Raw genomic sequence first — 26,034 nt, forward strand, 5'->3', positions numbered from 1 at the left:
AGCTCCTTTCATAAAAAAACCGAATAATTCCCTACTCTCATTGTACAAAACATAATCGAGTGAGGGAAATTATTCGGATGAAAAATTAAACGTGGCATCAGCTATTGGAAGATACTTCATCTTTACTTCACCAATAACTTCATCTTTATCTATAAAATGAAAATAGCGGCTATCGAGACTGGCCATTCTATTGTCCCCGAGTACAAATAGTTTACCTTTGGGTACAGTTTTATAACCCGTTAAATCATATAATTCAAAGTCTTCTGTAAAATGCTCGTCTGGATTATTATATGCGATGTTACCCTTTAAAAAAGGCTCATCTACCTTTTTTCCGTTTACGAATAGTTCATCATTTTCATATTTAATCGTATCTCCAGGTACACCAATGACACGTTTGACGAAATCTTCTTCGCCATTGTTAAAAATAATTATGTCCATGCGGTTAATCGGTGAAATCTTACTAATTAGGACCCTGTCTTGATCTGAAAGCGTAGGCATCATTGACTTACCACTAACTTCATAATTAGTTACAATAAACAGTCGAACTACGAGTACTATAGCTACAGCAATTGTTATGGCAATTACCCATTCAATTGTCTCCTGCTTTAATTTACTCAAATGTCTCTCCTCTTTTTCTCTTTCTTTTGGCCTTGATGCCTCTAAAATCATCTTCTACTTTCTTTTCAATTCTTTTTTCCACTCGCTTTCCAATGAACCATAATATTGCAATGACAATTACAACTATTGCTGTTCGAATTGGTTGGGTCACAAGTGCTTTAAGGTCAGACCCGATAAAGCTCACAACAAAAATCATGATCAGTTTACCGGATGCTACCGTCCATAAATATGTATGCTTTTTAATATTTGACAACCCAGCTACTATATTTACCAAGGCAGAAGGAGTGAAAGGAAAACATATCAATAAGAATAGTGGACCAAAACCATTTCTCTCTACCCATAATATTAATTTTTGTATTCTTTCATGCCTAGTTATAAAACCTAATACGCGTGCTCGTCCATATTTTCTAATGACTAAGAATACTGTATAAGCTCCAACGAAGGAACCAACCCACGATATTAAAAAACCAAATAACAACCCATAGGCTGCTACGTTTGCCACAATAAACACCACTAGAGGTAAAAATGGTAAAAAAGCTTCTAAAAAGGGCAGTAGGATACCAAATATCGGTCCGAGCGCCCGATAGTCATGCGTTAAATTAGTGAGTGTGTCTAAAGAAAACCAATCTGGCATATTACTCTCCTCCGCCTATGTATATTTGTACTTTTCCCTTTTATTTTATACATAAAACTATTTTCTTATAGTATAATTTTTTCATTATGTAAAAAGGATGTGAATATTTTGTGAATAAGCATTTTGTAAATGGACTCCGAGATGGATCAAGCATCGCTATCGGATATTTTCCTGTTGCACTAACCTTCGGGCTTTTGGCAAAAACGTCTGGATTATCTCTGTTAGAGGCAACTGCCATGAGCCTCTTTGTATATGCGGGAGCAGCTCAATACATGTCTTTGACTCTTATCACAAAATCGGTAGATCCGATTTTAATTGTGTTAAATACTTTTGTTGTAAACATTCGTCACTTCCTTATGACGGCATCATTGAATGGAAAGATGCAAAGTGAAAAAAGATGGATCAAAGGAATTTATGCTTTTGGAATTACAGATGAAGCCTTCTCTGTTCTTGCTACTAAGAAAGAAGACAAGATTCCAACCCCCTTCGCATTTGGTGTTGTCGTTATTGCTTATACTAGTTGGGTTGTTTTCACTGCGATAGGTCATGTTATCGGGGCAAATCTTCCTGCTTTCCTTCAAGCGGCTATGGCCATCGCTTTATATGCAATGTTCATCGGTCTATTGGTCCCATCTATGAAGGGTAACCGAAAAGTTGTTATGTTAGCCCTAATAGCCGCGCTAATTAATGCTTTTTTTTATTGGACTAGCTTGCTATCGACTGGATGGTCCATTTTGGTTGCGACTCTTGCTTCTTCTATCATAGTTGAAATCGTTTATGCAAGAAAACAAAAAAGTTTGCCGAAAGGAGTTTAATGAATGAGTGATTGGTATTGGTGGATGCTTCTTGGTATGGCAATTGTGACTTATATCCCTCGGGCGTTCCCTTTAACCTTCTTGGAAGGTAAGGAGCTTCCTCCTGTTATCTCTGGTGTTTTACGTAATATCCCCTATGCTGTTTTAGGAGCATTGATATTTCCTGCTGTTATATACATACAAGAAGGCAATATATTATTTGGTGTCTTTGGTTCTATTGTTGCCTTTGCGCTTGCTTTTTTGTTTCAAAACGTAATGATTGTCGTCTTAGGCACTATAGGATTTTTAGCCATTTATAGTTTATTATTTTAATAGTCTGAATTATTTTACTTTTTAAATATACTTGACTACTAGGTTTTGATTGTTTAAAGTTGAAAACAATTCTTACAACAATTAAATAGCACATCACTTTCTTATCTAGAGAAACCGAGGGATCAGGCCCTATGACGTTTCGGCAACAGGTTCATTTGAATACTGTGCCAACTCCTGCAAGCGTAATGCTTGAAAGATGAGAAAAGTTGGTTTTTCGTATATTTTGAAGAGCTTTCTTTTTCTTATCGTTTATTAGATAAGAAAATGGAAGCTCTTTTTTCTCGTGATAGAAAGGTAGATGACTATCATTTGTCTGTAACGAATGATGATGCCTAAGGAGGTTGTTATTAATGATTGAGTTTAAAAATGTTTCCAAGACTTTTCGTCTTGGCAAACGGGAGGTGCATGCCGTTAAAAATGTCTCTCTAAAAGTTAATGCAGGAGAAATATTTGGCATGATTGGGTTTAGTGGAGCTGGGAAAAGTACACTCCTTAGATTAGTGAATATGTTGGAACGCCCATCTAAGGGATCCGTATTTATTCAGGACATTGATGTAAATTCTTTGTCTTCAAAAGAACTACGAACTAGAAGAAGAAATATCGGCATGATTTTTCAAAACTTTAACCTATTCCATTCTCGTTCAGTTGCTGGTAATATCGCTTACCCATTAAAGCTTGCTGGTCTTAGTAAAAGTGAAATTAATACACGTGTAAATGAGCTGTTAAGTTTTGTAGGCCTCTCTGACAAGGCAAAGGATTATCCAAGTCAGCTATCCGGGGGACAAAAGCAAAGAGTAGGAATAGCTCGTGCACTAGCAACATCCCCAGATATTTTAATTTGTGATGAAGCGACCTCTGCTTTAGATCCAGAAACTACTGGTGAAATACTTAGACTTCTAAAAAAGGTCAATAAAGAATTTGGTATAACCATTTTATTGATTACTCATGAAATGCACGTTATCCAGTCCATTTGCCAAAGAGTAGCAGTAATGGAGGACGGTGTGGTTATTGAATCGGGAGATGTGTTCGATGTCTTTACCGAACCACAGCACCTTACCTCACAGCGTTTTATCCAATCAGTACAGCAGGACCTTCCCTCCCCAAGGATATTAGAGGAATGGCGTGCTCGAGGCGGCAATGGCTTCTACCGAGTGATTTTTAAAGGTGAGATCACTAACGAAGCGGTTTTATCGCATATAACTCAGAAGCACAAAGTTCATTTTAATATTGTATACGGCTCTATACGCGAATTGCAGGAAAGACTGTTTGGAGACTTAGTTATCTCGTTCGAAGGTGATCCAGTCGCTATTCAACATGCGATTGCAGAATTAGAAACTATTGTGGATATAAAGGAGGTGGCAAAGCATGAAGGTTGATTGGAGTACTTTTTGGCCAAGAATTGTGGAGTCGACAGGCGAAACAATCATAATGGTAATCGCCACCCTTATATTCGGCTCTATTTTAGGAATAACTATTGGATTACTGTTGTTTGTCACTCGTGAAAGGAACATATTAGAAAATAAATTAGTTTTTCAAGTTTTAAATATTTTGATCAATATCATACGTCCGATACCTTTCATTATTTTTTTAGTAGCTATTTCACAGCTTACAAGATTAGTAATGGGAACAACAATAGGTACAGCAGCTGCAATTTTCCCCATGACAATTGTTGCTAGTTTTTCGATTGCTAGAGTAGTTGAAAACAACTTAGTTAGTATAGATCCGGGTGTTATTGAAGCAGCGCAAGCAATGGGAGCAAGTCCCTTACGCATTATATTTACGGTATTAATCCCTGAAGCTTTAGGGCCTCTTATCCTAGGATTAACCTTTATAACTGTTAGCTTAATAGACTTTTCAGCAGTGGCAGGAACTGTTGGTGGTGGTGGTCTCGGTCATATTGCTATGACATACGGCTATCAACGTTTTGACGGGAGCGTAATGCTTGTAACAGTCGTTATTCTCATTATTCTTGTTCAGCTTGCCCAATGGTTAGGAAATGCTTTGTCAAAAAAATTCATGAGAAGATAAGGAGAGATTTTGATGAAAAAATTTAGTTTATTATTTTTCGCTCTAATAACTGCTTTAATACTGGCGGCTTGTGGTGACTCATCCGCTGCTACAGATAAAGATACAGTTAAAGTGAAAATTGGTGTAAATGGTTCAGACGGCATTCAATGGCCAATTTTACAAGAGAAAGCTGCTAAGGAAGGCATTGAAATTGAGCTAGTAGAATTTGCAGATTATACATTACCGAATAATGCATTGGCTCAAGGAGATATCGATTTAAATGCTTTCCAACACTTATCCTTCCTATCCCAATACGTGAAGGAAAGTGGCAATGATATTGTTCCAATCGGCTCTACAATGTTTGCACCTTTAGGAGTTTATTCGGAAAAAATCAAAGACATAAACGAAATAAAAAAAGGAGATAAAATTGCTATCCCAGATGACCCTGCTAACCAAGCGCGTGCTCTTCGTCTTTTAGAGTCTGCAAAGCTAATCACACTATCAGATGATTTTGGGCTATTCGGAGATCCCACTGGTATTGTAGAAAACCCACTAAATTTAGATATCATTCCAATGGTTGCTCAACAAACTCCACGAGTATTACCGGACGTTGCTGCCTCCATTATCAATAATGGCGTTGCCGGCCAGGCTGGGTTTTCCCCTGGAGAAGATCCTATTTATAGAGAGGCTGGAGAAGATGAATCTATCTATCCTTACGTTAACTTAATAGCAGCTCGCGGAGAAGACAAAGACAACGAAGCCTATCTTCGCATCGTCGAACTTTATCAAGAGGAAGACATTCAAAAAGCAATCTCTGAGGACACGAAGGGTGGCTCATCTCTAGTAATTTTAACTCAGGAACAACTAGATGAGACATTTGAAAATCTATTGAAATAAATAAATGAAAATATAAGGAGGAAAAAAGATGAGTATTGTAAAAGAACCGAAAGAACTTCTGATTAAGTCAATTGAGGAAAATAAAGAGCTGTATATTGAAGTCAGCCAGGAGATTCATGCTAACCCGGAGATTGGTAATCAGGAATTCTTTGCTAGTGCCAAGCATATTAAGTTGCTACGTGACGCTGGCTTTGAGGTAACTACTGCCGTTGCAGGTCATGAAACCTCCTTCTATGCTATAAAAAAAGGAGGAAAAGAAGGTCCTACTGTAGCTTATCTAGCCGAGTATGATGCTCTTCCAGGCATCGGTCATGCCTGTGGTCATAATATTATCGGCACTACTAGCGTAGCAGCTGGTATTGCTCTAGCAGAGGCACTTCCCCTTACAGGTGGCAACGTGGTCATACTAGGAACCCCTGCCGAGGAAGGTGGCCCCAATGGAAGTGCAAAAGGAAGCTTCGTAAAGCATGGCTTCTTAAAGGATGTAGATGTCGCATTAATGATTCACCCTTCCGGGAAAACATCTTTAACTAGTGAGACATTGGCTGTAGATCCACTAGACTTTCATTTTTACGGTAAAGCTGCACATGCATCCGGGTCTCCAGAGCAAGGAATAAACGCTCTAGATGCAGTCATTCTGCTATTCAATGGTATTAATGCCCTTCGTCAACAGTTGCCAAGCAATATACGTATTCACGGCATTATCACTCACGGAGGTGATGCACCGAATATCATACCCGATTATGCCTCAGCCCGCTTTTATATCCGCGCTGAAAGCTGGAAACATACAGAGGAAGTAGCACAAAAGGTTCATGCTATCGCTAACGGCGCAGCGTTAGCAACCGGTGCCTCGGTAAGAATTGAGCGATTCCAAAACGAGGTTCAGGACTTTGTATTAAATTCAAAATTGGACGAAATCCTACATTCCGAATTAGAAGCAGTGGGAGAATTCGTGCATACGGAAAAACGAAAAGGAAAAGGCTCCACAGATGCTGGAAATATTAGCTACGCAGTCCCTACTGCCCACCCGCATATCAAGATTGGCCCTGATGATTTAGTTGGTCACACAATCGAGTTTCGGGAAGCAGCTAAATCCCAGCTAGGTAACGAGGCACTCATCAAAGGCGCCAAAGCTCTAGCCTCCACTGGCTACCGCATCCTCACAGATGCAGAATTGCTACACAACATCCGCAAGGACCACGAAGTAGCTCTAGCTAAGAAAACCGGTGGAAATTGATGAATAGTCGGTTAGAGAATAGGTAGGTAAAGTGTGGTGTGTAGGGATGATTGTTAAGAGTGTTACGGGAACGGAGCAAACTGTTGCGGGTTTGGTGAGAAGTGTTGCAGAGTTCACGACAACTGTTGCGCATTTCTCCCAAAGTGTTGCGCAAATGGTGTAAACTGTTGCGCATAAAGGAAGCGTTGCGGGTTTGCTGAGAAGTGTTGCAGAGTTCACGACAACTGTTGCGCGTTTCTCCCAAAGTGTTGCGCAAACGGTGTAAACTGTTGCGCGTTTGATGAGAAGTTTTGTGCATTCTGCCAAAGTGTTGCAGAGTTCACAGCAACTGTTGCGCGTTTCTCCCAAAGTGTTGCGCAAACGGTGTAAACTGTTGCGCGTTTGATGAGAAGAGTTGCGCATTCTGCCAAAGTGTTGCAGAGTTCACGATAACTGTTGCGCGTTTGATGAGTAGTGTTGCAGATAAACAAGTATCTACAAATGGTTCCCCCCCAACCTTATGAAGATAATTAATAGCTTTGCAACATTACTTTAACCTTGCACAGATGAAAGGAAACATTGCAGTAATCACTCATAACCTTGCACAGATCACTATAAACATTGCGGTATTCGCTTCAAACCTTGCAGTAATGACTCACAACCTTGCACTTACCAAAATCCCTTGCACTATGATGTGGGTCTTTCCCTTTCCCAATTCCTTTCACCAAAAGCAAAATAAAAAATCCGCCTTCAAGAGGCGGATTTTTTGTCGCGTGCTTTCATATGGCTTGCATACCAGAATCCAACTGTCAGGGATGCTGCATCTAGAATGTATATCCACCAACGATGGGTGTATCCTGCATAGACCGATGCTGCAAATAGCGCGACAGTTAGTAATAGGGCAACATAGCGGTTGAAGGTTATGCGAGTAAAGAGCACAACTAATAAAGCAGGTGTCACGATAGCCAGTATCACTTGTGTTGGTATAGATAAAGTTTCCATTGTTTCTCCTACCTTACTAAGATTAATCCTAGTCTGTAATGATCGTGTCTAAACAAAACATGCTGTCTCAATCGTAGCTCTCCATTGTGATCTAATACTTCTAATCTACAATGTGCTGCATTGATTTGGACGGCTTCGTATAGCTCTTGCTCATCTGTTACTTTTTGTCCATTTACTTTAACGATGCATTCTCCAATTTTTAAGCCCATCTTTTCTGCTGGAGAGTCCGATAGCACACCTGCAATCATCACTCCATTAGATTGAGGTGAAACGGCATACGAACCATTACGCTCTTTTGTATATTCAATATAAGATATTAATAGTCTCGCTATAACTCCTAATCCCACCGCAATTATAGCTATAAGTGGTTCTAGATAGCCAAAAGCAGCGATGACCGTCACTATTATTCCTAACTGCCAAACTCTTTTTCCATAGTGAGGGAAAAATTTCTCTGCCAACGAATGCCTGCTTTTTTGTTGGAAGCCTATCACAAATGGGAACAATACTAAAGAAAACGTTGATTCTCCTAAAGTAAACTGCGGCCAGTAGGGTAGATATGTATGTATAACATCTCCCGGTATGACTAATAGAATCGGTAACAACCAAAGTCGTTTGGTTACATATTCCATTGCCTCGCTACCTCTTGCCGTTTTTACCAATTTAGGTGACGCATTAGTTGCTCCATGCTTTTGAATGATGAATCCCTCAGCCACTAATAGCAATCCTGCTAAAATAGCAATTGGTACGATCATTTCACTAAATATATCTTGTCCAATAAAATCCCATGTAAATAATTCGAAGGACCACTCATACAAGTACATGATATATAAAGTAACTGCTCCTAATGCGATTGCATATATCGCTGAACCAGCCTGATACATAAAGAGTATCACAAAAATAATCATCCATACACTATAGACCATCAACCATGAAGAAGGTACAACTAAACCCGCTGCTACACTTATAACAGATATAATAATTGCCCATACATAACCGTCTAACAAGAAATGCTTGGCCTCTGTCCAGCCCCAAAGAATTCTAGCTCGGAACTGTTTTCTCTCTCTTTTTACTCGAAAATATCCGATTAACACAGAAAAAAGAAGCGTAATATATACGGCTGGATGAAGGAAGAATCGACCTATTCCTTTTACCAATTCTATTAATATTTCTTGTACCATACGCATCCTCCTCGCTCGTAACATAGTGTAACTATTATTGTATCAAACGAGGAGAACTTCCGTATAGGTTTATTGTATCAAGTTATTTATTTAACTTATGAATTATATAACTTACTCCCATTTGTAACTGTTGATCGTTCTCTTTTCTAGACTTATAATTGTTAATTGTGTTAGTCATATTCTGAAAGAATGCCTCATCAAGCTTTGAATTTACTTCCAATTTATTCGTCTCACGATATTTGTCTACTGCTTCTAATGTATTTTCATCAAAATAGCCGTCCTTGCGAGCCACATTATAGCCAAGCCCCCCAAGTACTTGCTGTACGTACTTCACTTCCTCACCATAATCTCCAAGCTGGAACTCACCGTGATAGTATTTCATATCGATATCGAATAATTCGTCTTGCTCCACCTTCAGATCTGCCTCAATCCCTTTGTGATGAATCCATTGTTGTTTAGGAGTTAACCATTTATGTGTAGATATTTTTAATTTGCCGCCGTTAGATAATGGGTGAGTTTCTTGAACAGTTCCTTTACCAAAGCTTGTTTCACCAACGATCATGGCGCGGTTATTATCCTTCAATGCCCCTGCTAAAACCTCACTTGCTGAGGCACTTCCACCATTTTGCAATAAAACAACTGGTACCTTGTTGAGATAAGGTGTGTCCTTATTTACTGTATTCAACATTTCTAAAACTCCATTGGAATCCTGCATATATGCAAATGTGCTACCGTTTTGTAAAAGTGTACCTATAATAGAAGAAACGCTAAATAAATAACCACCTGGGTTACCTCGGACATCCACAACTAGTCCGTGTATGCCACGTTCTACTAGAGCTTTTGTTTGCTTCTCCCACTCTTCAGCTGTTTTCTCTCCAAAAATAGAAATCGTTACGATTCCAATAGACTTACCATCGACCTCTAAAACCTCACTAGAAACAGTATGCAACGCGATTGTGTCTCGTTTCATATGTAACTCCACATGACGATTCTCGCTTGGGCGATATACCGTCAATTTAAGACTACTTCCTTTTTCGCCGCTTAACAGTTGGACTAACTCCGCCATTGATTTAGCAGTTAATCTTTCACCGTTTACTCGAACAATTTCATCCTGAGGTTTTAAACCCGCTTTAAACGCTGGGGAATCTTTGATTGGTGCAACAACGATAAACTTACCACCAGACTGCATAATTTCTACACCGATTCCTACTCGCTCTTCTGCAAGAGAAGATTCCTGAGCCTCCGCTTCCTCTTTTGTTAAATAGGAAGAATGTGGATCCTCCAGTGCATCAGCCATACCTCTTATAGCACCTTCCACTAATAGTTTCTCGTTCTTAGAAAAAACAGCTTCTTTCTTTATCAAGTCATAAGCTTCGTCAATGACCTTGCTACTACTAACCTCACTCTCCTCACCCTTAGGTGATTTTCCTGAAAACCATAAATACCCTAAAACTAATGCGACAACTAATATAAAGCCGTATAAAAAAATCCGATTTTTGCGCAAATTCAACCTCCTACTTTTCCACTAATATATGTGAGAAAAACGAAGTTTAATACTTGCCCAAAAATCAGATTCTTAATTTAATTTATTGACATAATCTATAATCATTTGTTCATCCATCGGTCCAACTATTTTATTTTGTATCGTTCCAGTCGTATCGATCATGTAAGTAGTTGGGATAGTAATCGCTTGATATACATCTCCTATCTCCCCTTCTTCATCCAGTGGGATAGGAAAAGTTAAACCATAATCATCCACGAATGAACTAACCTTATCAATACCATAATCACCTTTCGTAAGGTTGACCGCAAGTATCTCTACGTTAGCTTCTTCTGCCATATCCTCATAATAGTTTTGCATATGAGGCATTTCGGCCTTACAAGGTGGGCACCACGTTGCCCAAAAGTTTAAAACAACTTTTTTTCCCTTATAATCTGAAAGCGATACTTCTTCACCAGCCAGAGTGGTCAGAGTAAATTCAGGAGCAATATCTCCTTTACCAGTGCCTTTGTTTGCAGGGTTTTCAGCAAGGTCTGTGCCCATCTGCTCCCCTTCAAATGGATCTGCTTTTTCATCGATATTCTCTTTGACAAAGGATATAGTAGCAATAGCTACTAAACAACCAACAATTAGTAACCCAATGATTTTCTTCACTTTGTACCTCCATATTACCTATTAAATATCATTACTCTAATTATATGCATAAGTAGAATTAGAATACTATTCTATTCCTTTTGTTTTGTTATAAATGTGTACAAAAAAAGACACTCCTAAGTAATAGAAGTGTCTTTTCATTTTATAAAGAAATATATCTTAATGGGTTAACTGAGTTACTTGCCATGCCTTCCCAATATCCTAAATGAGTTTCGAAGTGAAGATGTGGTCCAGTTGAGTTACCAGTAGTTCCAATCGCGCCAATATGCTGGCCTTTTGAAACAACTTGTCCAACGCTTACTTTAATGCTGCTTAAATGAGCATATAAGGAAGTAATAGTTTGGCCATCAATAGAGTGTGTAACCATAATAACATTACCGTATGTGCTTAAAGGTGATGCATAAGAAACTACGCCATCAGCTGCCGATACTACTGGTGTACCTGTGCTGTTTGCAATATCGATTCCGTAATGCATTTTGCCTTTGCCATATATCGGATGCATTCTATATCCATATCCAGAAGTAAATCGACCGGATGCAGGTTTAGTCCAGTTACCAGAAGAAACTTCTGGGATAGATGTTGTAGATCCGCTAGCGGCTTGCTGACGCTGACGTTCTGCAGCCTCTCTTTTCTTTTTCTCTTCTGCTGCTTTTCTAGCTATTTCTGCTTGTCGTTTTTGTTCTGCGACGATTTTATCTTGAATTTCTTTATCTAAGTTTAAAACTTCTTCATATTCAGTTTCCATTTGCTCTTTATCTTCTAGAAGTTTTGCTTGTTCAGCCTCTAACTGGTCAACCAAAGTACCCTTAGAAGATTTTTGGTTATCTAAATTTGCTTTTAATGAAAGAAGTTGTGCTTTACTATCTTCTTGTTCTTGAAGTTTTTTCTCTAAGCTTGCTGTTTGCTCTTCTAGTTTTGCTTTATCTTCCGCTTGCTCCTTTAAAATTTTTCGATCGGCTTCCATCAATGTATTAACTGCTGAAAAACGGTCGATAAAATCTACGAAGCTATTAGCTCCAAGTAAAACATCTAAATAATTTACAGATCCACCACTAACTTGAACTGCGCGAATTCTTTCTTTCAAAAGCTTATCACGGTCTGCAATTTTCTGTTCTAGCTCAGCGATAGAAGCATTAAGAGCTTCTATTTCAGTCGTGGTTTGTTCAATCTCACTTAAAACTGCTGAAATACTTTTCTCGGTTGCCATAATTTCATTATCCAACGCTTGGATTTGAGCCATAATTTGGTCAATTTTGGACTCATTTGTATCAATCTTCGTTTCAGTTTCTTTAATATTTGATTGAATAGAACTTTTCTTTTCTTGAATGTTTTGTTGTTCTTTTTTAAGGTCATTCAATGAATTGGCAAGAGCACTTGGCGTGTTAAATAAAAGCGCTCCAGATGCTGCCACTGCAAATATGCGCAGCACCCATTTCGACTGTTTTCTCAAATCTCCCTGCTCCCTTCAAGCTACCTGCTTATACTCGTAAAAATTTTCGTACAGACATGAAACTGCCCCATACACCGATTAAAACTCCCATTAACAAGATCAAGCCGTTTAACTGATAGATAAATGGGGAAAACTCTAGTAAATTAAATAAATTTCCTGATTCTAATTTAGGCTGCAATGCATTATAAAGATTATAGTAAAGCACCGTAACTAGTGTGATTGGTAGTATCGCTCCTAATATACCAAGCCACATACCCTCCAATATGAAAGGAATACGGATAAACCAGTTTGTAGCTCCAACCAGCTTCATAATCTCTATGTCTCTTCTTCTAGCAACTATCGTAATACGAATAGTATTCGATATTAAGAACATCGCTGTGAACAATAGCGCTAAAATAAGTACAATACCTACGTTTCTACCCATATTTAAGGCAGAAAATAGTTTTTCTATTTTTCCTTCTCCATAACTAACCTCAAAAGTGTTGTCTAACTGATCGATCTCCTTCGCAACCTTCTCAGTTTCTTGAGGATTTTTTGCTTTTACGTAAAAAACATTATGTAAAGGGTTTTCTTGCTCGAATAATTCAAGGTCTTCTCCAAAATCCATAACAAGCTTTTTTAATTCTTCTCCCTTAGTAGCGTAAGTTAACTCAGAAACTCCGGGAATGTTTTTTATATTTTCTTGTAACGTAGTGACAGATGCTTCATCTGCAGTCAATTCCACGTAAACTTTTATCTCTACGTCTCGTTCTAAATCATCGGCTACTTTATTTAAATTCATCATAATCATGACGAACACGCCTACAAGTAATAATGTAACGGTTACAGCACTAACGGATGCAAAGGTCATCCAACCATTTCGGCTAATACTTTTCAAACTATCTCGGAAGTGTCGTCCTGCTGTTCTAGCCTTCATATCCGTAATCTCCTCCGTACTCGTCTCGAGTGATTAATCCACCCTCAACTACAATAACACGGTGTCGAATTGTGTTTACAATTTCTCTATTGTGAGTTGCCATAACAATTGTAGTTCCACGGGAATTAATCTCTTCGAAAATATTCATAATTTCCCATGATGTTTCGGGGTCTAAGTTTCCTGTTGGCTCATCTGCAATTACTAGTTTAGGAGTATTTACAATGGAACGCGCAATCGAAACACGTTGTTGTTCTCCACCTGATAACTCAGTTGGGAACATTCTTGCCTTATTTTTTAATCCAACTAACTCCAACACATCCATTACTTTTTTACGAATAATCTTAGGGGATTCCTCGATTACTTCTAATGCAAAAGCAACGTTTTCATATACATTCAAACGTGGGAGTAATTTAAAGTCTTGAAAGACAACTCCAATTTGTCTTCTCAAGTAAGGAACATTTTTGTTTTTTAATGTAGCTAAGTTCATACCATTGACTACAATCGTACCTGACGTTGAGCGTTCTTCTCGATACATCATTTTGATAAATGTCGATTTACCTGCTCCACTTGGGCCAACTACGTATACGAATTCACCCTGTTTAATTGCTACGTCAATCCCATTAGCAGCAACAATACCATTAGGATATTTTTTATAGACGTTAGTCATTTCTATCATTTGTATACCACCTAATTACTTTCTTTGATTAAATACAACAATGCCTATTATAACACTTGAGACCTTTGTTAATGTTACAATTAGATTTCAATTTGTAGGTAAATATAGTCAAAAAAACTAAATAATTATCGATTTTTCAGTTTTTTTGGTATTTTATGCTCCCTTACAAAAGGACTATACCCCTTATTTCTACACATTCATTCAAATCTCCTGCTTTAAAATCGATTAAGAGAAAATTTTTACAGTAAAGTCTATTTTCAACCAATAAATTGAACATTTCGTGATATTGCTCTGATTATTTAAACTATTTTTCATTAATTTCCTTCAATATATGTCATTTACTAGCATTTAAAAGAGAGTATTTAGCATCATACAGGGACAGGTATCCGTTATATTTTAAATAGTAGACTGGATTTCCGCTTTCCGAGGAGTGAGCGATATGCCATCACCGTCGCTTCCGCGTCAGATGATGGCATATCTGTCTCACTCATCCCACTGAGGCCCCGCCTGTCGCTACAATTAATAATTAATGGATGCTTTTGAATAATTTCAAACTCAAAATCTTAGTTCCTGAAAATGCTCTCATTCTTAAGTTGTGTGTCATTGATCGATTTTAAATATATACTTTGAATTCATGTAGTACTTACTTCATTTATTTCTTATCTTTTAAGAAGGCTGTTTTATTTCTGCTAAAATTATTTAAACGGAGAAAAATAGGAGTGGATTAGAATGAAAGTAGAGTATTTTATAGGAATTGTCCCACCAGAAGAATATTTAGAACGAATTGAGCATTTTCAACGTAAATGGATTAACCAATTAGGTGTTGAGCCACATATTACTTTGAAAGCACAAGGGGGATTAACCGCAGATAAAAAGTGGATAGACAAAGTACAAAGAGCGTGTAAGGATTTTAAGTCTTTTCAAGTGTCATTAGATAAGCCAAAGTATTTTGGAGATAACATTTTATATTTGAGTGTTCGCTCAAATAGTTTACACGAATTGCATCAAAAAATAGTAAAAGAGGTTTCACCATCAGAAGTCTTAATACAACAGTATTTTGAACTCGATGACTTTGTAGCTCACTTAACTCTTGGGAAAGCACAGTATGGTGGAAACGTTTCTACTGGGCTCTCAAAAAAAGAACTAAAAGAAATGGAAAGATTAGCAGATATAGAATTGACACCATACCCTCAATTTGAAGTTAATTTTATTAGAGTTTATGAATTAAACAATGAAAAGCAAAGATATGAAAAATATTTAGATATTTCTTTAAGCAATTGACCTCTCAAAAATTAGTTTTACATATGTACTACTAAATATTTTTTTCTACATTCTTTTCTTATCATTCAAAAAAGCAGCTACTTTTACAAGTAGCTGCTTTCGTTCAATCGATTATTTTTTCTCAGCTAACCATGCAGCAACTGCTTCTGCTTCTTCACCTTGAATGATTTTTGGTGGCATTGCGCCTTGTCCATTTAAAATAACATTTAAGATTTCATCTTCAGATAAGCGAGAGCCTACATCAGCAATTGCTGGGAAGCTACCTTGTCCTTCTAAGTTTCCACCATGACAAGTAATACATTTAGAATTGACAATCTTCTCTGCATCTACAGAAGCAGTTTCAGAAGAACCAGTCGATCCATCATCAGTTGTTGAAGTGTCTTTTGCTTCATCGTCTCCACCACCACAAGCAGCAAGCATTAGACCTGCTCCAAAGATGACAGCTAGTAATTTTTTGTTCATTAATTTAACCTCCCTCAACATTATGGAATTGCAATCTTATTATACCAAATTTAGTACCTTTTAAAACCTTCTCCTAATACCTCATAGGCATCAGAAACTATGACAAACGCAGTGGGGTCAATGATTTGGACTACTTGTTTCAGCTTTGTGAACTCTGTTTGATAGGCCACCACCATAAGGATAGATTTCTCTTCATTGGTATATCCGCCATAGGCAGGAAGCTTCGTCACACCTCGATCAATCTCCTTATATATAGCTTCCCTTATTTCATCCTGTTTATTCGTAATTATATAAATCATTTTAGATTGGCTAAATCCTAGCTGCACGATATCTATCGTTTTTGTTGTAACAAATAACCCAATCAACGCGTATAAAGCCTTTTCTATATCAAATACTACTGCTGCACTCAGTACAATTAAGCCATCGATAAGTAAAACACTTCTTCCTAATGAAAAACCTGTGTACTTTGTGATAATTTGAGCAGCTAGATCCGTTCCACCTGTGGAAGCACCACCTCTGAAGACAATTCCTAATCCAAGCCCTACTGTGATTCCACCGAACAAAGCGCCTAACAATGGATTATATGTCCATGGTTCCCAGCTTGCTGTTAATAAGACAACAGCTGGTAGCACTAAGGTTCCTACTAATGATTTGATACCAAACCTTGCTCCAAGAAATATTAAACCTGCTATAAATAATGGAATATTGAAAGCATATTGAACAAGTCCTGGCTCCCAGCCAAATACTCCTGTTAATATCGTACTTATTCCACTAACTCCCCCGGAGGCTACTTGGTTCGGCAATAAAAATACGTTAAAGCCAAGAGCTATTATTGCTGCTCCTATTATGACGTAAAAATAATCTCTCGCTTGTACCATCCATGGAGCCATTTCTTTATGAACTCTATTATTTGTCGTTGTAGTCATCGTAATTCCTCTTTCATGTAAATACTTTTATTCAACCTGAAATAGTATAACAACAGAAGACATTTTTGTGAACTTCAGCAAGATGACGTATTAATAGATTGATTTGATTAGTATGTACTATATAGTTAAATAAAATCATACATAAAAACTGCGTTTCTAAAATTAATTAGATACGCAGTTTAAACATAATAGATTAGTTATTAATGGACTGTGCTTCCTTATAGGTTTCCTCAATATAATCGGCAATGGCTAGCTGATCCTCTGTAATATTTACTAGTGTCGCATTTAGTTCCTCCACAGTTGCCGTACTTTCCTCGATAATTGCAGCAAACTCAGTAGTGCTTATGTTAATTTCTTCACTGTTTTTTGCAATCGTATCAATCTCTTTTAAATAGATTGCCAACGACTGTTGAAGTGAGCTCATCGTTTCAAATAGATTTTTGAACGATTTGTTAGATTGTTCAGCTGTTTCTGACTGATTGTGAATTTGTGCTAAACCTATTTCAAGCTTTTGCAGAGCTGCCTCATTAAACTTGTTGACATTGTTTAGATTATCATCTATTTTCTCTACCGTTTGATTGGTTACACCAGCTAGTTTTCGTATTTCTTCAGCTACTACTGCAAATCCCTTACCGTGTTCTCCAGCGCGTGCAGCTTCAATAGATGCATTTAATGCTAAAAGATTTGTTTGCTCTGTAATTTGACGAATGTCACTGGCAAACTGATTTGTTTCAGTAATTTTTTCAAAAAGATTTTGAAACGTTTGGTTTAATTCCTCGAAAAAGATTGTAAATTGATTAATGTCTTTCGTCATTTCCTCCATAACCAGTGACCCATCTGAAGCGTTTTTTCCTGCTACTTCTGCCTTCTGAACTATCGACTCTAAGTTAATAGCCATTTCTTTCACTGAGCTAGATGTAGCTTCTGTATTATGGACAATATCAGCTACATTGTCAGCTTGACGTTGAGCCCCGCTACTGACTTCCCCTACTGCAATAAGCATTTCCTGTTGAGCTATATTAGCAGATTGTGTACTTTGACGAATTTGTTCTAAATTTGAAGTAATGATATGTACTGCATTTTCCAATTTATCGTTAAGAAGGCTGTCTTCTTTAGCTTTAAGAGCGGCTTCACCCATTAATCTTTCTACATTTGAGAACAAAGACTTACTTTGAGTAACCTGTAAATAGATACCCAATGCCATTATAAAATGTATAAAGAACACATTTACTGTTTGCCCATCAAATAAGTTTGGCTCATCCCTTATAACATTTATAGACATGGCAATAATTGATAAAACAAAACCATATACAAAAACGAAACGATCATTATGGATACTACTTAATATAAGGACGAAGAATGCTAAAATAATTGTCGCTATACTGATTACATTGAAATAAGCTGTACTACCTGCAGTAATTGCGGTAGCCAATATAATAATATAAGGAAACATTTTGGCAATATTCATCGATTTTCTAGCTAAATAGTAAAAAATAAAAGAAGCAACAAAGGGTATACCTATTGAAATAATAATTGCAGTTTTCGCTTGCATCATAACTTGCACTAATAGCCCTAATCCAGCTGCTAATGCATAAGCAATATAAAGTATGGTATTTTTTCTTAATAGATCTTTCTGCTTCAACTCATTAATATTCATTTCCTTTTCTCCATTCCCATTATGAAATAACACATAAAAACTCCCATGTAATTGTATTATAACATGGGAGTTTTTACCGTCTATTAATTTATTTTGGAGCGTAAGTAAGCATGAATGAATGGGTCTATTTCACCATCTACAACCGCATGGACGTTTCCACTTTCCTCATTCGTACGGTGGTCTTTAACCATTGAGTATGGATGAAATACATAAGATCGAATTTGACTACCCCATCCGATTTCTTTTTGCTCTCCACGAATCTCAGCAAGCTGTGCTTCCTGTTCTTCAATTTTTAATTGGTATAGCTTAGATTTTAAAAGCTTCATTGCGTGTTCACGGTTTTTAATCTGTGAACGCTCCGTTTGACAAGTTACTACTGTGTTGGTCGGCAAGTGAGTAATTCGAACTGCTGAGTCAGTTGTATTGATATGCTGACCACCGGCACCTGTTGCACGGTACGTATCTATTTTTAAATCTTCTGTACGAATTTCAATTTCTATTTCATCATTAAACTCTGGCATAACCTCACACGAAACAAATGATGTATGACGGCGACCAGATGAATCGAAAGGAGATATACGGACAAGACGATGAACGCCTTTTTCTGCTTTTAAGTAACCGTAAGCATTATGACCCTTAATCAGTAAGGTAACGGATTTAATACCAGCCTCATCGCCAGGTAAGTAATCAATTGTCTCAACCTTAAAGCCGCGTTTATCTGCCCAACGCTGATACATACGTAGAAGGATGGAACCCCAGTCCTGTGATTCTGTTCCACCCGCACCAGGATGCAATTCTAAAATAGCATTGTGCTTATCATATTCTTCACTTAGTAATAATTGAAGTTCAAATTCTTCTAGAGCAGTAGTGAATTCTTTTAACTCTTTTCCAAGCTCTTCTTGTAATTCTTCATCTGGCTCTTCTTTCAATAATTCAAGAGTCATTTCCAGATTTTCTTGTGTAGATACAAGATTATAATATTGTTCAACAATTCCTTTTAAACCATTTAACTCATTAATAACCTTTTGAGCTCCTTGAGAATCATCCCAAAAATCCGGGAAAGTCATTAACTCCTCTAATTCCTGAATACGAACCTCTTTGTTTTCTAAGTCAAAGAGACCCCCTAAAGTCTTTTAACTTACCGGCTGTACGGTCTAATTCATTTCTTACAACTGAAATTTCTATCATTTTTTTGTTCCTCCGAATATCTCTATTATCTAACTGCACCATGACAGTTTTTAAACTTTTCTCCGCTACCACATGGACATGGCTCATTGCGACCTACATTGGCCTGCTTGCGAACTGGTTTTTTCTTAACAGGACCGCCTTCTTCTTTTGGATTCACAGCTTGCCCTTTAGCTACCTCTTCACGCTCCAGGTTGTTGCGAATTTCTGCTTTCATAGCATACTTCGCTACATCCTCTTGGATAGCCTCTACCATGGATTCGAACATGGCGAACCCTTCACTTTGGTATTCACGAAGTGGATCATTTTGTCCATATGCACGTAAGTGAATACCTTGACGAAGCTGATCCATCGCATCGATATGATCAATCCATTTAGAGTCAATTGAACGAAGTAAAACAACTTTTTCGAACTCGCGCATGCGCTCAGCAGTCATTTCCGCTTCTTTTGCATCATAGAAGCTAATTACTTCATCTTTAATTTTCTCAATAACTTCATCCTGAGAAATATTTTCTAACATTGCTTGAGTGATGACACCTTCTGGAAGCAGATTAGCTTGAACATAATCCTCTATTGCCTTGTAGTTCCACTCTGCTTTATTTTCTGCATTTGTATGAGCAGTAACTAAACGCTCAATAGCAGCAAAGATCATAGTCTCCACTAAAGCACGCATATTTTCTGTTTCCAATACTTCGTTACGTTCTTTGTATATAATTTCACGTTGCTGACGCAAAACATCATCATATTGTAACAGACGTTTACGAGAATCGAAGTTGTTACCCTCTACACGTTTTTGAGCAGATTCCACTGCACGGGATACCATTTTAGATTGGATAGGCTGTGAATCGTCCATTCCAAGCTTAGACATCATAGTGCGCATATTGTCTGAACCAAATCGACGCATCAATTCATCTTCCATAGAAAGATAGAATTGAGTCACACCAGGATCCCCTTGACGTCCAGAACGTCCTCGTAGCTGATTATCAATACGACGCGACTCATGACGCTCTGTACCAATTACTGCTAACCCACCAGCATCTAAAACTCCGTCTCCAAGCTTGATATCTGTACCACGCCCAGCCATGTTAGTGGCAATTGTTACAGAACCAAGATGTCCTGCAGTTGCGATAATTTCTGCTTCATGCTCATGGTTTTTTGCATTTAATACATTATGCTTGATACCATGCTTTGTTAACAGCTTTGAAATAATTTCAGAAGTCTCAATCGCAACAGTACCTATTAAAACTGGTTGTCCATTTTTATGACGTTCTGCTATATCAGCTGCAACCGCTTCGAATTTTCCATTCATGGATGCATAGATTAAATCTGGACGATCATCTCTAGCAATCGGTTTATTCGTTGGAATAGCAATAACATTCATATTATAAATATTACGGAATTCCTCTTCCTCTGTTTTAGCAGTACCTGTCATCCCTGACAGCTTGTCATACATACGGAAAAAGTTTTGGAAGGTAATCGTGGCCATTGTCATCGATTCATTTTGTACTTCTAAGCCTTCCTTAGCCTCAATCGCTTGATGCAATCCGTCACTATAACGACGGCCCTTCATTAGTCGTCCGGTGAAGGAGTCAACGATGACTACGTCACCATCTTGCACAACATAATCAACATCTAAATGCATGGAAACGTGTGCTTTTAGAGATTGGTTGATCGCATGATTCAATCGAACATGAGTTAAGTCGAATAAGTTCTCGATATGGAAAGCTTTTTCTACTTTTTCAACTCCTGTGTCAGTCAAAGTTACACCTTTAGTTGACTCTTCATACGTATAATCTTCTTCTTTATTCAAAGTGCGAACAAATGCGTTTGCTTGCTTGTAAAGTGCAGCAGCCTTGTTTGCTTGTCCGGAAATGATTAAAGGCGTTCTCGCTTCATCGATTAAGATGGAGTCAACCTCATCTATTACGGCATAGTGAAGCGGACGTTGTACTTTTTCTTCCTTGTACAACACCATATTATCTCTAAGATAATCAAATCCTAGCTCATTGTTTGTGGAATACGTAACATCAGCAGCATATGCTTCACGCTTTTCATCTTTAGAAAGAGAATTTAAATTTAGTCCAACAGATAGACCTAAGAAATTATATAGTTTACCCATTTCCGCAGCATCACGGCTAGACAGGTATTCATTTACTGTTACTACGTGGACTCCTTGTCCTGTTAGGGCATTTAAATAAACAGACATAGTAGACGTTAGGGTTTTACCTTCCCCAGTTTTCATCTCTGCAATATTCCCCTCATGCAGTGCTGCTGCACCCATGATTTGCACTCGGAATGGATACAAACCTAGTACTCGTTTAGCTCCCTCACGCGCAACGGCAAATGCCTCTGGTAAAAGCTGATCTAAAGTCTCACCCTTAGAGAACCTTTCACGGAATTCCTCCGTTTTTGCGCTTAGTGCATCATCAGTAAGAGCTTCCATTTCACTAGCCAATGCTTCTACTTTATCAGCGATTTTTTCTAATCGTTTTAAATCACGTTTATTTAAATCGAACACTTTATTAAGAACATTAAGCATTTATATTCACTTCCCATTTAGTCTTACTCTCCATTTTACCATTCGTTACATACTCACGCAAATGAGGTGAGCCATAAATACAAAAACTCTTCTCCATGAAAAGAGAAGAGTTTTTGTCACTTTATGTCGATATGCTTAATTTAGTTGTAATTTTTATTGGTATAATTAATTTGTTTCGATTAAACCGTATTTTCCGTCCTTACGTTTATAGACGATATGAGTACCATTTGAATCAGCATCAGTAAAGATAAAGAAGCTGTGACCAAGCATATTCATCTGTAATACTGCTTCTTCCTGATCCATTGGTTTTAAATCAAACTGTTTTGTACGGACGATATTGTACTCGTCTTCCTCTGAAAGAGAAACTGGAGCATCCGGTGGATCGATAGCAGCAAAATATGCTCCTACTCCCTCACGCTCACGGCTTTTACGATTTACTTTAGTTTTATATTTTCGAATTTGACGCTCTAATTTATCTACTATAAGATCAATAGCGGCATACATATCAGTATGACGTTCTTCCGCTCTTAAAGTTAAATTCTTCATCGGGATTGTTACTTCGACCTTAGTTTGTTTGTCATTGTACACTTTTAAGTTGACGTTTGCAGTCGCTTGAATTTCTTCGTTAAAGTAACGACCGACTTTTTCGACCTTACCTTCAACGTACTCACGAATTGCAGGAGTCACCTCAATGTTTTCTCCACGAATGTTAAAGTTTAGCATGTAAACTCCTCCTTTAATTTAACTCTATATAATATTTCAACATTTCCTTTTAAATATCCTTCTTTTCGTAAAATAAAATAATTATTTTTTGTCGAATCTTGACACATTTTTGGTTTTTAATTCCATTTCTTTTCGACTTCGTACTTTAAGGTCATTTACGATTTTTTGCTCGTTATTTTGATCCTCGCTCAGTCGCACTCCGTATTCGAAGCCATTGACATTTTTCTTAGACCACACGAGCTCCCCAATCATGCTAAGTGGTGTCTCATCAATGATAAAATTCACTTCTATCACTTTTAATAGCTCAATTACAATAGAAAGCTCTGTAATTATCCTTAAGCCATTGGGACTTATATCTATGATTTGACACTTCCCTTTATTCGAGAATTCTGTAGGGCGGTCACCTCCCGTGTCCTTTATTAAACGAAATGTTGCCTCACAAGGTTCACCGAAAGTGTATCGAAAATATTCATTTCTCTTATACTGCATAGTAATTCCCCCCACATGCACCAATATTAACCTATTTCTATCCCTCCATTATGACTAACGGAAGAATAATTATCAAGAAATTAATAGTGCTCAAACTCCATATTGTAGTTATAGAGTGGAAGTTATTATTAGCCTATATACCTCTCTTTAGTTATCTTAAAACCACCGCATAATTATTCAAACTACAAAAGGTTCAAAAGCGCTTATGCTGATGGTCATTCGCTGTAGCACCGTATATTTTATTTAGTAATAAAAAAATACCTTATCGCACTATACGATAAGGTATCTGGGTATATGTTTTATTTATTTGCTGTCATTGTTACATCTGCGACTCTTTTTGCTCCAACAAAGCGTTTGCCCCAATAATAAGGATCACTTAACTTATCTACCTTCACGCCTTTAGAAGTCGATGAATGAATAAATTTTCCATCCCCAATGTATATTCCAACATGTGAAATGCCTTTACCAGATGTATTAAAGAAAACAAGATCTCCTGAAGCCAGGTTATCTTTTTCAACTTTAGAACCAGTTGCATACATACCTGCGGATGATCTTGGAAGATTAATGCCTAAATCATCAAATACGTAGCCTACAAAGCCTGAACAATCGAATCCAGCAGTTGTAGTTCCGCCTCCGCGATATTTAATACCTATTAAGTTTTTAGCGGTTGCTACTAATTCAGATGAATCTATTGAGCTAGAAGCTTCGGTGCTTGCTGCAAATGGAAGTGTGACTAAAAGCATGGATAAAATTATTATACCAATGACTTTTTGCGATATAGACTTCAAGTTCATGTAGTTCCTCCGACGTCATAAATTTTCTGAAAACTTAACTGAATTCATCTTATCACTTTTTAAACCTTTTTTATTTTACAGTTATGTAACAATTTCATTACAAAGAACGTCTAATGTAACAGAGCTTTTTTCATTGGAATTATGGACAACCCTTGGTATAAAGGGATTTATTTAAAAAAACATCGACAAAAGTCGATGTTTTTCATTATAAATATTTTGAAATCTTTTTAAAATAGATATTGGGACAATTATCATAAATTAAGTTCAAAGAGCATATGAAAAATTTTTATCACTAGAAGGTGCAATCTGAAAAAATTTAACAAACTATTTACCTATATACTTTTAAGTCATATTTTAATCTCATATACATGATTTTTAAAGTTCGAAGCGAGTTGTAGATTGTTCTAAAATTTCTGCTTGGTCGCTTAAATCACTAATTAGCTTCGATAAGGACTTAATATTTTTGACATTAAGGAAAAGCAATTGAACTGTTTCATCCATATAGCCTGAATTTATATCGATTGACTTTGCGAGTTCTATTATTCTATTTTCTGTTTCGTTTTTGTCATTCTCTATAGTCTGCATAGATAAAGCCATTTGATTGTTTTGTTCGTTTGATTGATGGATATATTTAATGATGACCTCTAATTTTTCCTGTAATAAATGAAACACTAACTCACTGGAATTTGCTGTAGTAAGACCTTCGGCAAATACTTTTTTCAGGTCATTTCCTTGCTCCGTTATATAGATGGAAGTTTCGCGAATAATTGCTGCGGTTTCCGAGACATCATCTGCTAGTTTCTTTACCTCCTCTGCTACCACGCTGAACCCCTTGCCATGTTCCCCAGCTCTCGCAGCTTCAATCCCAGCATTTAATGCTAATAAATTTGTTTGCTTAGAAATAGATTGAACCTTTGAGGTTAATCTTACTATTTCTTCTGTTTTCTTCTGTAGTAATTTTCTTTCTTGATCAGCGGACTTAAATAAAGATCTAAGAATCCCAACCTCCGAAATTGCATTATTTAAAGCAATTGCACTTGCATCTGCAATACTTACAGCACTTTTAGCTTGTAATTTTACTTCATTGGCATGATCCGCTACCATTGTTAAGGTCTCTGAGAATCTTTCTAGGAAAGATTTTATATCTAATGACATATTTCTTTGCTCGTTCATATTAACGCTTGCCTCTTCGATTGCCTCCTGTACGCTGTTAACTCCAGCAACGGATTGGTAAGAATTCTCTTTTAATAAAACGCTATCTTCACTTAGCTTGTTAGATGTAGCTTTTATAATAGTAACCATCTCCTTGAGGTTATCCTTCATATCGTTCATAGCACTCGAAACCTCTCCTAATTCATCCTGACTAAGTATAGAAATTGGAGCTATTTTTAGTTTTCCTTTAGAAATTTCTTTAGCAGAATAGGCAACTATTGATAATTGCTCTTTAATTTGCCTGTTAGTCAAAAGTAGCAAGCCAATTGAACAGACTCCTGATATAAGAAACGAACCAATCATCCATTGGATTGTTTGTAATTGGCTTTCATTCATTTCTTCTATAATTGTTTCTCTATTATTCGACTCTTTCTCTCTTTGATCATTTAGGAAAGATGTAAGATCATTGTATTGAGTATGTATAGCATTCAGTTGCCTTCGTTTGGCAACGTTTTCTTTATTTAGTACAGATGTTCTAAGATTGGTTTCATAGATAGTTTGGATACCTTGGATCGTACTTAACACCTTTTCCTTCTCTGCTTGAGTAAATCTGTTTTTTTCATTTAAAAGTAACTCCAGGTTCTTTTTATATGTTTGATAATCAGTTTCATACTGCTCAATTGGATCTCCTGTAAAATGAGTAATGGCAATATACATTCCTGCATTTTCATTCATCATTCTGTCTACATATTCCACATTCTTAGAAGATAATTCTAGCTCATTTGTAAGATTGTAGTTTTTTGTCACTTGGTATATTAACAATATTGTCATGACTCCAAACAAGAGAAAAGAACTAAAAAAAGCAACGTTATACTTCATTCTAATTGGCATTTTTGACCACTTCAACATAGGTATTCAGCCCCCCTAAATGAAAATATAGCATATAATTT

Annotated in this window: 26 protein-coding genes and 1 riboswitch; of the genes, 8 read left to right on the forward strand and 18 right to left on the reverse strand. The window is 37.1% G+C overall.

The genetic code is table 11. The annotated features are described in order from the left end of the window. Positions 1-69: 69 nt before the first annotated feature. Positions 70-618, reverse strand: coding sequence for a signal peptidase I (gene lepB / locus H9650_RS02560; RefSeq protein ID WP_225215866.1), 549 nt, complete (start codon positions 616-618; stop codon positions 70-72). Then, positions 611-1,252 carry a TVP38/TMEM64 family protein gene (locus H9650_RS02565; protein ID WP_144537679.1) on the reverse strand — a complete coding sequence of 214 codons (642 nt, stop codon included), beginning with the start codon at positions 1,250-1,252 and terminating at the stop codon, positions 611-613. The genes lepB and H9650_RS02565 overlap by 8 nt, the downstream gene beginning before the upstream one ends. 110 nt (positions 1,253-1,362) lie before the next feature. Here H9650_RS02565 and H9650_RS02570 point away from each other — a divergent pair, with 110 nt between their 5' ends. The 7 genes from H9650_RS02570 (at position 1,363) to H9650_RS02600 (ending at position 6,520) form a co-directional block, all read left to right on the forward strand. Then, complete coding sequence (locus H9650_RS02570) at positions 1,363-2,067, forward strand: AzlC family ABC transporter permease (RefSeq protein ID WP_191696475.1); 705 nt, start codon at positions 1,363-1,365, stop codon at positions 2,065-2,067. Positions 2,068-2,070: 3 nt separating this feature from the next. Then, positions 2,071-2,379 (forward strand): AzlD domain-containing protein, encoded by a 309-nt coding sequence (locus H9650_RS02575; protein WP_151110826.1) that lies wholly within the window; start codon positions 2,071-2,073, stop codon positions 2,377-2,379. A gap of 98 nt (positions 2,380-2,477) precedes the next feature. Next, positions 2,478-2,582: riboswitch (SAM riboswitch) on the forward strand. Next, the gene (locus H9650_RS02580; RefSeq protein ID WP_154311266.1) at positions 2,569-2,715 is read left to right on the forward strand and encodes a hypothetical protein; all 147 of its coding nucleotides are present in this window, start codon (positions 2,569-2,571) and stop codon (positions 2,713-2,715) included. (Overlaps the previous riboswitch by 14 nt.) Positions 2,716-2,729: 14 nt before the next feature. Then, a complete protein-coding gene (locus tag H9650_RS02585; RefSeq protein WP_191696476.1) occupies positions 2,730-3,755 on the forward strand; it encodes a methionine ABC transporter ATP-binding protein in 1,026 nt (341 codons plus the stop codon). After that, positions 3,745-4,407: a methionine ABC transporter permease gene (locus H9650_RS02590; protein WP_191696477.1), complete on the forward strand. Its 663-nt coding sequence runs from the start codon at positions 3,745-3,747 to the stop codon at positions 4,405-4,407. The genes H9650_RS02585 and H9650_RS02590 overlap by 11 nt, the downstream gene beginning before the upstream one ends. Before the next feature lie 12 nt (positions 4,408-4,419). Beyond that, positions 4,420-5,283, forward strand: a complete 864-nt coding sequence (locus tag H9650_RS02595) for a MetQ/NlpA family ABC transporter substrate-binding protein (protein ID WP_151110830.1) — start codon at positions 4,420-4,422, stop codon at positions 5,281-5,283. 28 nt (positions 5,284-5,311) lie between these two features. Beyond that, positions 5,312-6,520: a M20 family metallopeptidase gene (locus H9650_RS02600; protein ID WP_191696478.1), complete on the forward strand. Its 1,209-nt coding sequence runs from the start codon at positions 5,312-5,314 to the stop codon at positions 6,518-6,520. A gap of 729 nt (positions 6,521-7,249) precedes the next feature. Here H9650_RS02600 and H9650_RS02605 read toward each other — a convergent pair. The 7 genes from H9650_RS02605 to ftsE form a co-directional block, all read right to left on the reverse strand. Beyond that, entirely contained in the window at positions 7,250-7,501 is a 252-nt protein-coding gene (locus H9650_RS02605; protein WP_144537668.1) for a CsbA family protein, read from the reverse strand. An 8-nt stretch (positions 7,502-7,509) separates the two neighbouring features. After that, positions 7,510-8,679 carry a PDZ domain-containing protein gene (locus H9650_RS02610; RefSeq protein ID WP_186318114.1) on the reverse strand — a complete coding sequence of 390 codons (1,170 nt, stop codon included), beginning with the start codon at positions 8,677-8,679 and terminating at the stop codon, positions 7,510-7,512. Positions 8,680-8,761: 82 nt separating this feature from the next. Then, on the reverse strand, positions 8,762-10,183 hold the full coding sequence (locus tag H9650_RS02615) for a S41 family peptidase (RefSeq protein WP_151110834.1): 1,422 nt from the start codon (positions 10,181-10,183) through the stop codon (positions 8,762-8,764). Between the two features lie 72 nt (positions 10,184-10,255). Continuing rightward, positions 10,256-10,834, reverse strand: a complete 579-nt coding sequence (locus tag H9650_RS02620) for a redoxin domain-containing protein (protein ID WP_144537665.1) — start codon at positions 10,832-10,834, stop codon at positions 10,256-10,258. 142 nt (positions 10,835-10,976) lie between these two features. Continuing rightward, positions 10,977-12,284 carry a murein hydrolase activator EnvC family protein gene (locus H9650_RS02625; protein ID WP_144537663.1) on the reverse strand — a complete coding sequence of 436 codons (1,308 nt, stop codon included), beginning with the start codon at positions 12,282-12,284 and terminating at the stop codon, positions 10,977-10,979. Between the two features lie 28 nt (positions 12,285-12,312). Beyond that, a complete protein-coding gene (gene ftsX / locus H9650_RS02630; protein WP_144537661.1) occupies positions 12,313-13,200 on the reverse strand; it encodes a permease-like cell division protein FtsX in 888 nt (295 codons plus the stop codon). Continuing rightward, positions 13,190-13,876: a cell division ATP-binding protein FtsE gene (gene ftsE / locus H9650_RS02635; protein WP_144537659.1), complete on the reverse strand. Its 687-nt coding sequence runs from the start codon at positions 13,874-13,876 to the stop codon at positions 13,190-13,192. Before ftsE ends, ftsX begins: the two co-directional genes overlap by 11 nt. Before the next feature lie 729 nt (positions 13,877-14,605). Here ftsE and H9650_RS02640 point away from each other — a divergent pair. Beyond that, positions 14,606-15,157, forward strand: a complete 552-nt coding sequence (locus H9650_RS02640) for a 2'-5' RNA ligase family protein (protein WP_144537657.1) — start codon at positions 14,606-14,608, stop codon at positions 15,155-15,157. Between the two features lie 111 nt (positions 15,158-15,268). On the opposite strand, the gene cccB is transcribed toward H9650_RS02640, so the two are convergent. From cccB to H9650_RS02685, 9 genes are all read right to left on the reverse strand, one after another. Further along, on the reverse strand, positions 15,269-15,619 hold the full coding sequence (gene cccB / locus H9650_RS02645) for a cytochrome c551 (RefSeq protein ID WP_144537655.1): 351 nt from the start codon (positions 15,617-15,619) through the stop codon (positions 15,269-15,271). Positions 15,620-15,669: 50 nt separating this feature from the next. Further along, positions 15,670-16,497 (reverse strand): YitT family protein, encoded by an 828-nt coding sequence (locus tag H9650_RS02650; protein WP_144538237.1) that lies wholly within the window; start codon positions 16,495-16,497, stop codon positions 15,670-15,672. 241 nt (positions 16,498-16,738) lie between these two features. After that, positions 16,739-18,235 (reverse strand): methyl-accepting chemotaxis protein, encoded by a 1,497-nt coding sequence (locus H9650_RS20735; RefSeq protein WP_191696479.1) that lies wholly within the window; start codon positions 18,233-18,235, stop codon positions 16,739-16,741. Positions 18,236-18,285: 50 nt separating this feature from the next. Next, a protein-coding gene (prfB, locus tag H9650_RS02660) for a peptide chain release factor 2 (RefSeq protein WP_144538236.1) occupies positions 18,286-19,387 on the reverse strand; the annotation gives its coding sequence in 2 pieces (ribosomal slippage) (positions 18,286-19,314 and positions 19,316-19,387; 1,101 coding nt in all). A 28-nt stretch (positions 19,388-19,415) separates the two neighbouring features. Beyond that, complete coding sequence (secA, locus tag H9650_RS02665; protein WP_191696480.1) at positions 19,416-21,926, reverse strand: preprotein translocase subunit SecA; 2,511 nt, start codon at positions 21,924-21,926, stop codon at positions 19,416-19,418. Between the two features lie 165 nt (positions 21,927-22,091). Continuing rightward, positions 22,092-22,649, reverse strand: a complete 558-nt coding sequence (gene hpf / locus H9650_RS02670; RefSeq protein WP_144537649.1) for a ribosome hibernation-promoting factor, HPF/YfiA family — start codon at positions 22,647-22,649, stop codon at positions 22,092-22,094. An 81-nt stretch (positions 22,650-22,730) separates the two neighbouring features. Next, positions 22,731-23,138, reverse strand: coding sequence for a PilZ domain-containing protein (locus H9650_RS02675; protein ID WP_191696481.1), 408 nt, complete (start codon positions 23,136-23,138; stop codon positions 22,731-22,733). Between the two features lie 299 nt (positions 23,139-23,437). After that, positions 23,438-23,932, reverse strand: a complete 495-nt coding sequence (locus H9650_RS02680) for a C40 family peptidase (RefSeq protein ID WP_144537645.1) — start codon at positions 23,930-23,932, stop codon at positions 23,438-23,440. Between the two features lie 375 nt (positions 23,933-24,307). Then, positions 24,308-25,993, reverse strand: a complete 1,686-nt coding sequence (locus H9650_RS02685) for a methyl-accepting chemotaxis protein (RefSeq protein WP_191696482.1) — start codon at positions 25,991-25,993, stop codon at positions 24,308-24,310. Positions 25,994-26,034 lie beyond the last annotated feature (41 nt).

It is taken from the genome of Psychrobacillus faecigallinarum (assembly GCF_014836595.1).
Taxonomy (GTDB): Bacteria; Bacillota; Bacilli; order Bacillales_A; family Planococcaceae; genus Psychrobacillus; species Psychrobacillus faecigallinarum.

Bases quoted from the DNA above. Each gene is read 5' to 3' on its own strand.
- H9650_RS02585 (WP_191696476.1), top strand. From the start codon at position 2,730: ATGATTGAGTTTAAAAATGTTTCCAAGACTTTTCGTCTTGGCAAACGG.
- H9650_RS02595 (WP_151110830.1), top strand. From the start codon at position 4,420: ATGAAAAAATTTAGTTTATTATTTTTCGCTCTAATAACTGCTTTAATA.
- H9650_RS02650 (WP_144538237.1), bottom strand. From the start codon at position 16,497: ATGGTACAAGCGAGAGATTATTTTTACGTCATAATAGGAGCAGCAATA.
- H9650_RS02565 (WP_144537679.1), bottom strand. From the start codon at position 1,252: ATGCCAGATTGGTTTTCTTTAGACACACTCACTAATTTAACGCATGAC.
- H9650_RS02600 (WP_191696478.1), top strand. From the start codon at position 5,312: ATGAGTATTGTAAAAGAACCGAAAGAACTTCTGATTAAGTCAATTGAG.
- cccB (WP_144537655.1), bottom strand. From the start codon at position 15,619: ATGAACAAAAAATTACTAGCTGTCATCTTTGGAGCAGGTCTAATGCTT.
- H9650_RS02675 (WP_191696481.1), bottom strand. From the start codon at position 23,138: ATGCAGTATAAGAGAAATGAATATTTTCGATACACTTTCGGTGAACCT.
- hpf (WP_144537649.1), bottom strand. From the start codon at position 22,649: ATGCTAAACTTTAACATTCGTGGAGAAAACATTGAGGTGACTCCTGCA.
- ftsE (WP_144537659.1), bottom strand. From the start codon at position 13,876: ATGATAGAAATGACTAACGTCTATAAAAAATATCCTAATGGTATTGTT.
- H9650_RS02575 (WP_151110826.1), top strand. From the start codon at position 2,071: ATGAGTGATTGGTATTGGTGGATGCTTCTTGGTATGGCAATTGTGACT.
- H9650_RS02610 (WP_186318114.1), bottom strand. From the start codon at position 8,679: ATGGTACAAGAAATATTAATAGAATTGGTAAAAGGAATAGGTCGATTC.
- H9650_RS02685 (WP_191696482.1), bottom strand. From the start codon at position 25,993: ATGTTGAAGTGGTCAAAAATGCCAATTAGAATGAAGTATAACGTTGCT.
- secA (WP_191696480.1), bottom strand. From the start codon at position 21,926: ATGCTTAATGTTCTTAATAAAGTGTTCGATTTAAATAAACGTGATTTA.
- H9650_RS02640 (WP_144537657.1), top strand. From the start codon at position 14,606: ATGAAAGTAGAGTATTTTATAGGAATTGTCCCACCAGAAGAATATTTA.
- H9650_RS02590 (WP_191696477.1), top strand. From the start codon at position 3,745: ATGAAGGTTGATTGGAGTACTTTTTGGCCAAGAATTGTGGAGTCGACA.
- H9650_RS02605 (WP_144537668.1), bottom strand. From the start codon at position 7,501: ATGGAAACTTTATCTATACCAACACAAGTGATACTGGCTATCGTGACA.
- H9650_RS02680 (WP_144537645.1), bottom strand. From the start codon at position 23,932: ATGAACTTGAAGTCTATATCGCAAAAAGTCATTGGTATAATAATTTTA.
- ftsX (WP_144537661.1), bottom strand. From the start codon at position 13,200: ATGAAGGCTAGAACAGCAGGACGACACTTCCGAGATAGTTTGAAAAGT.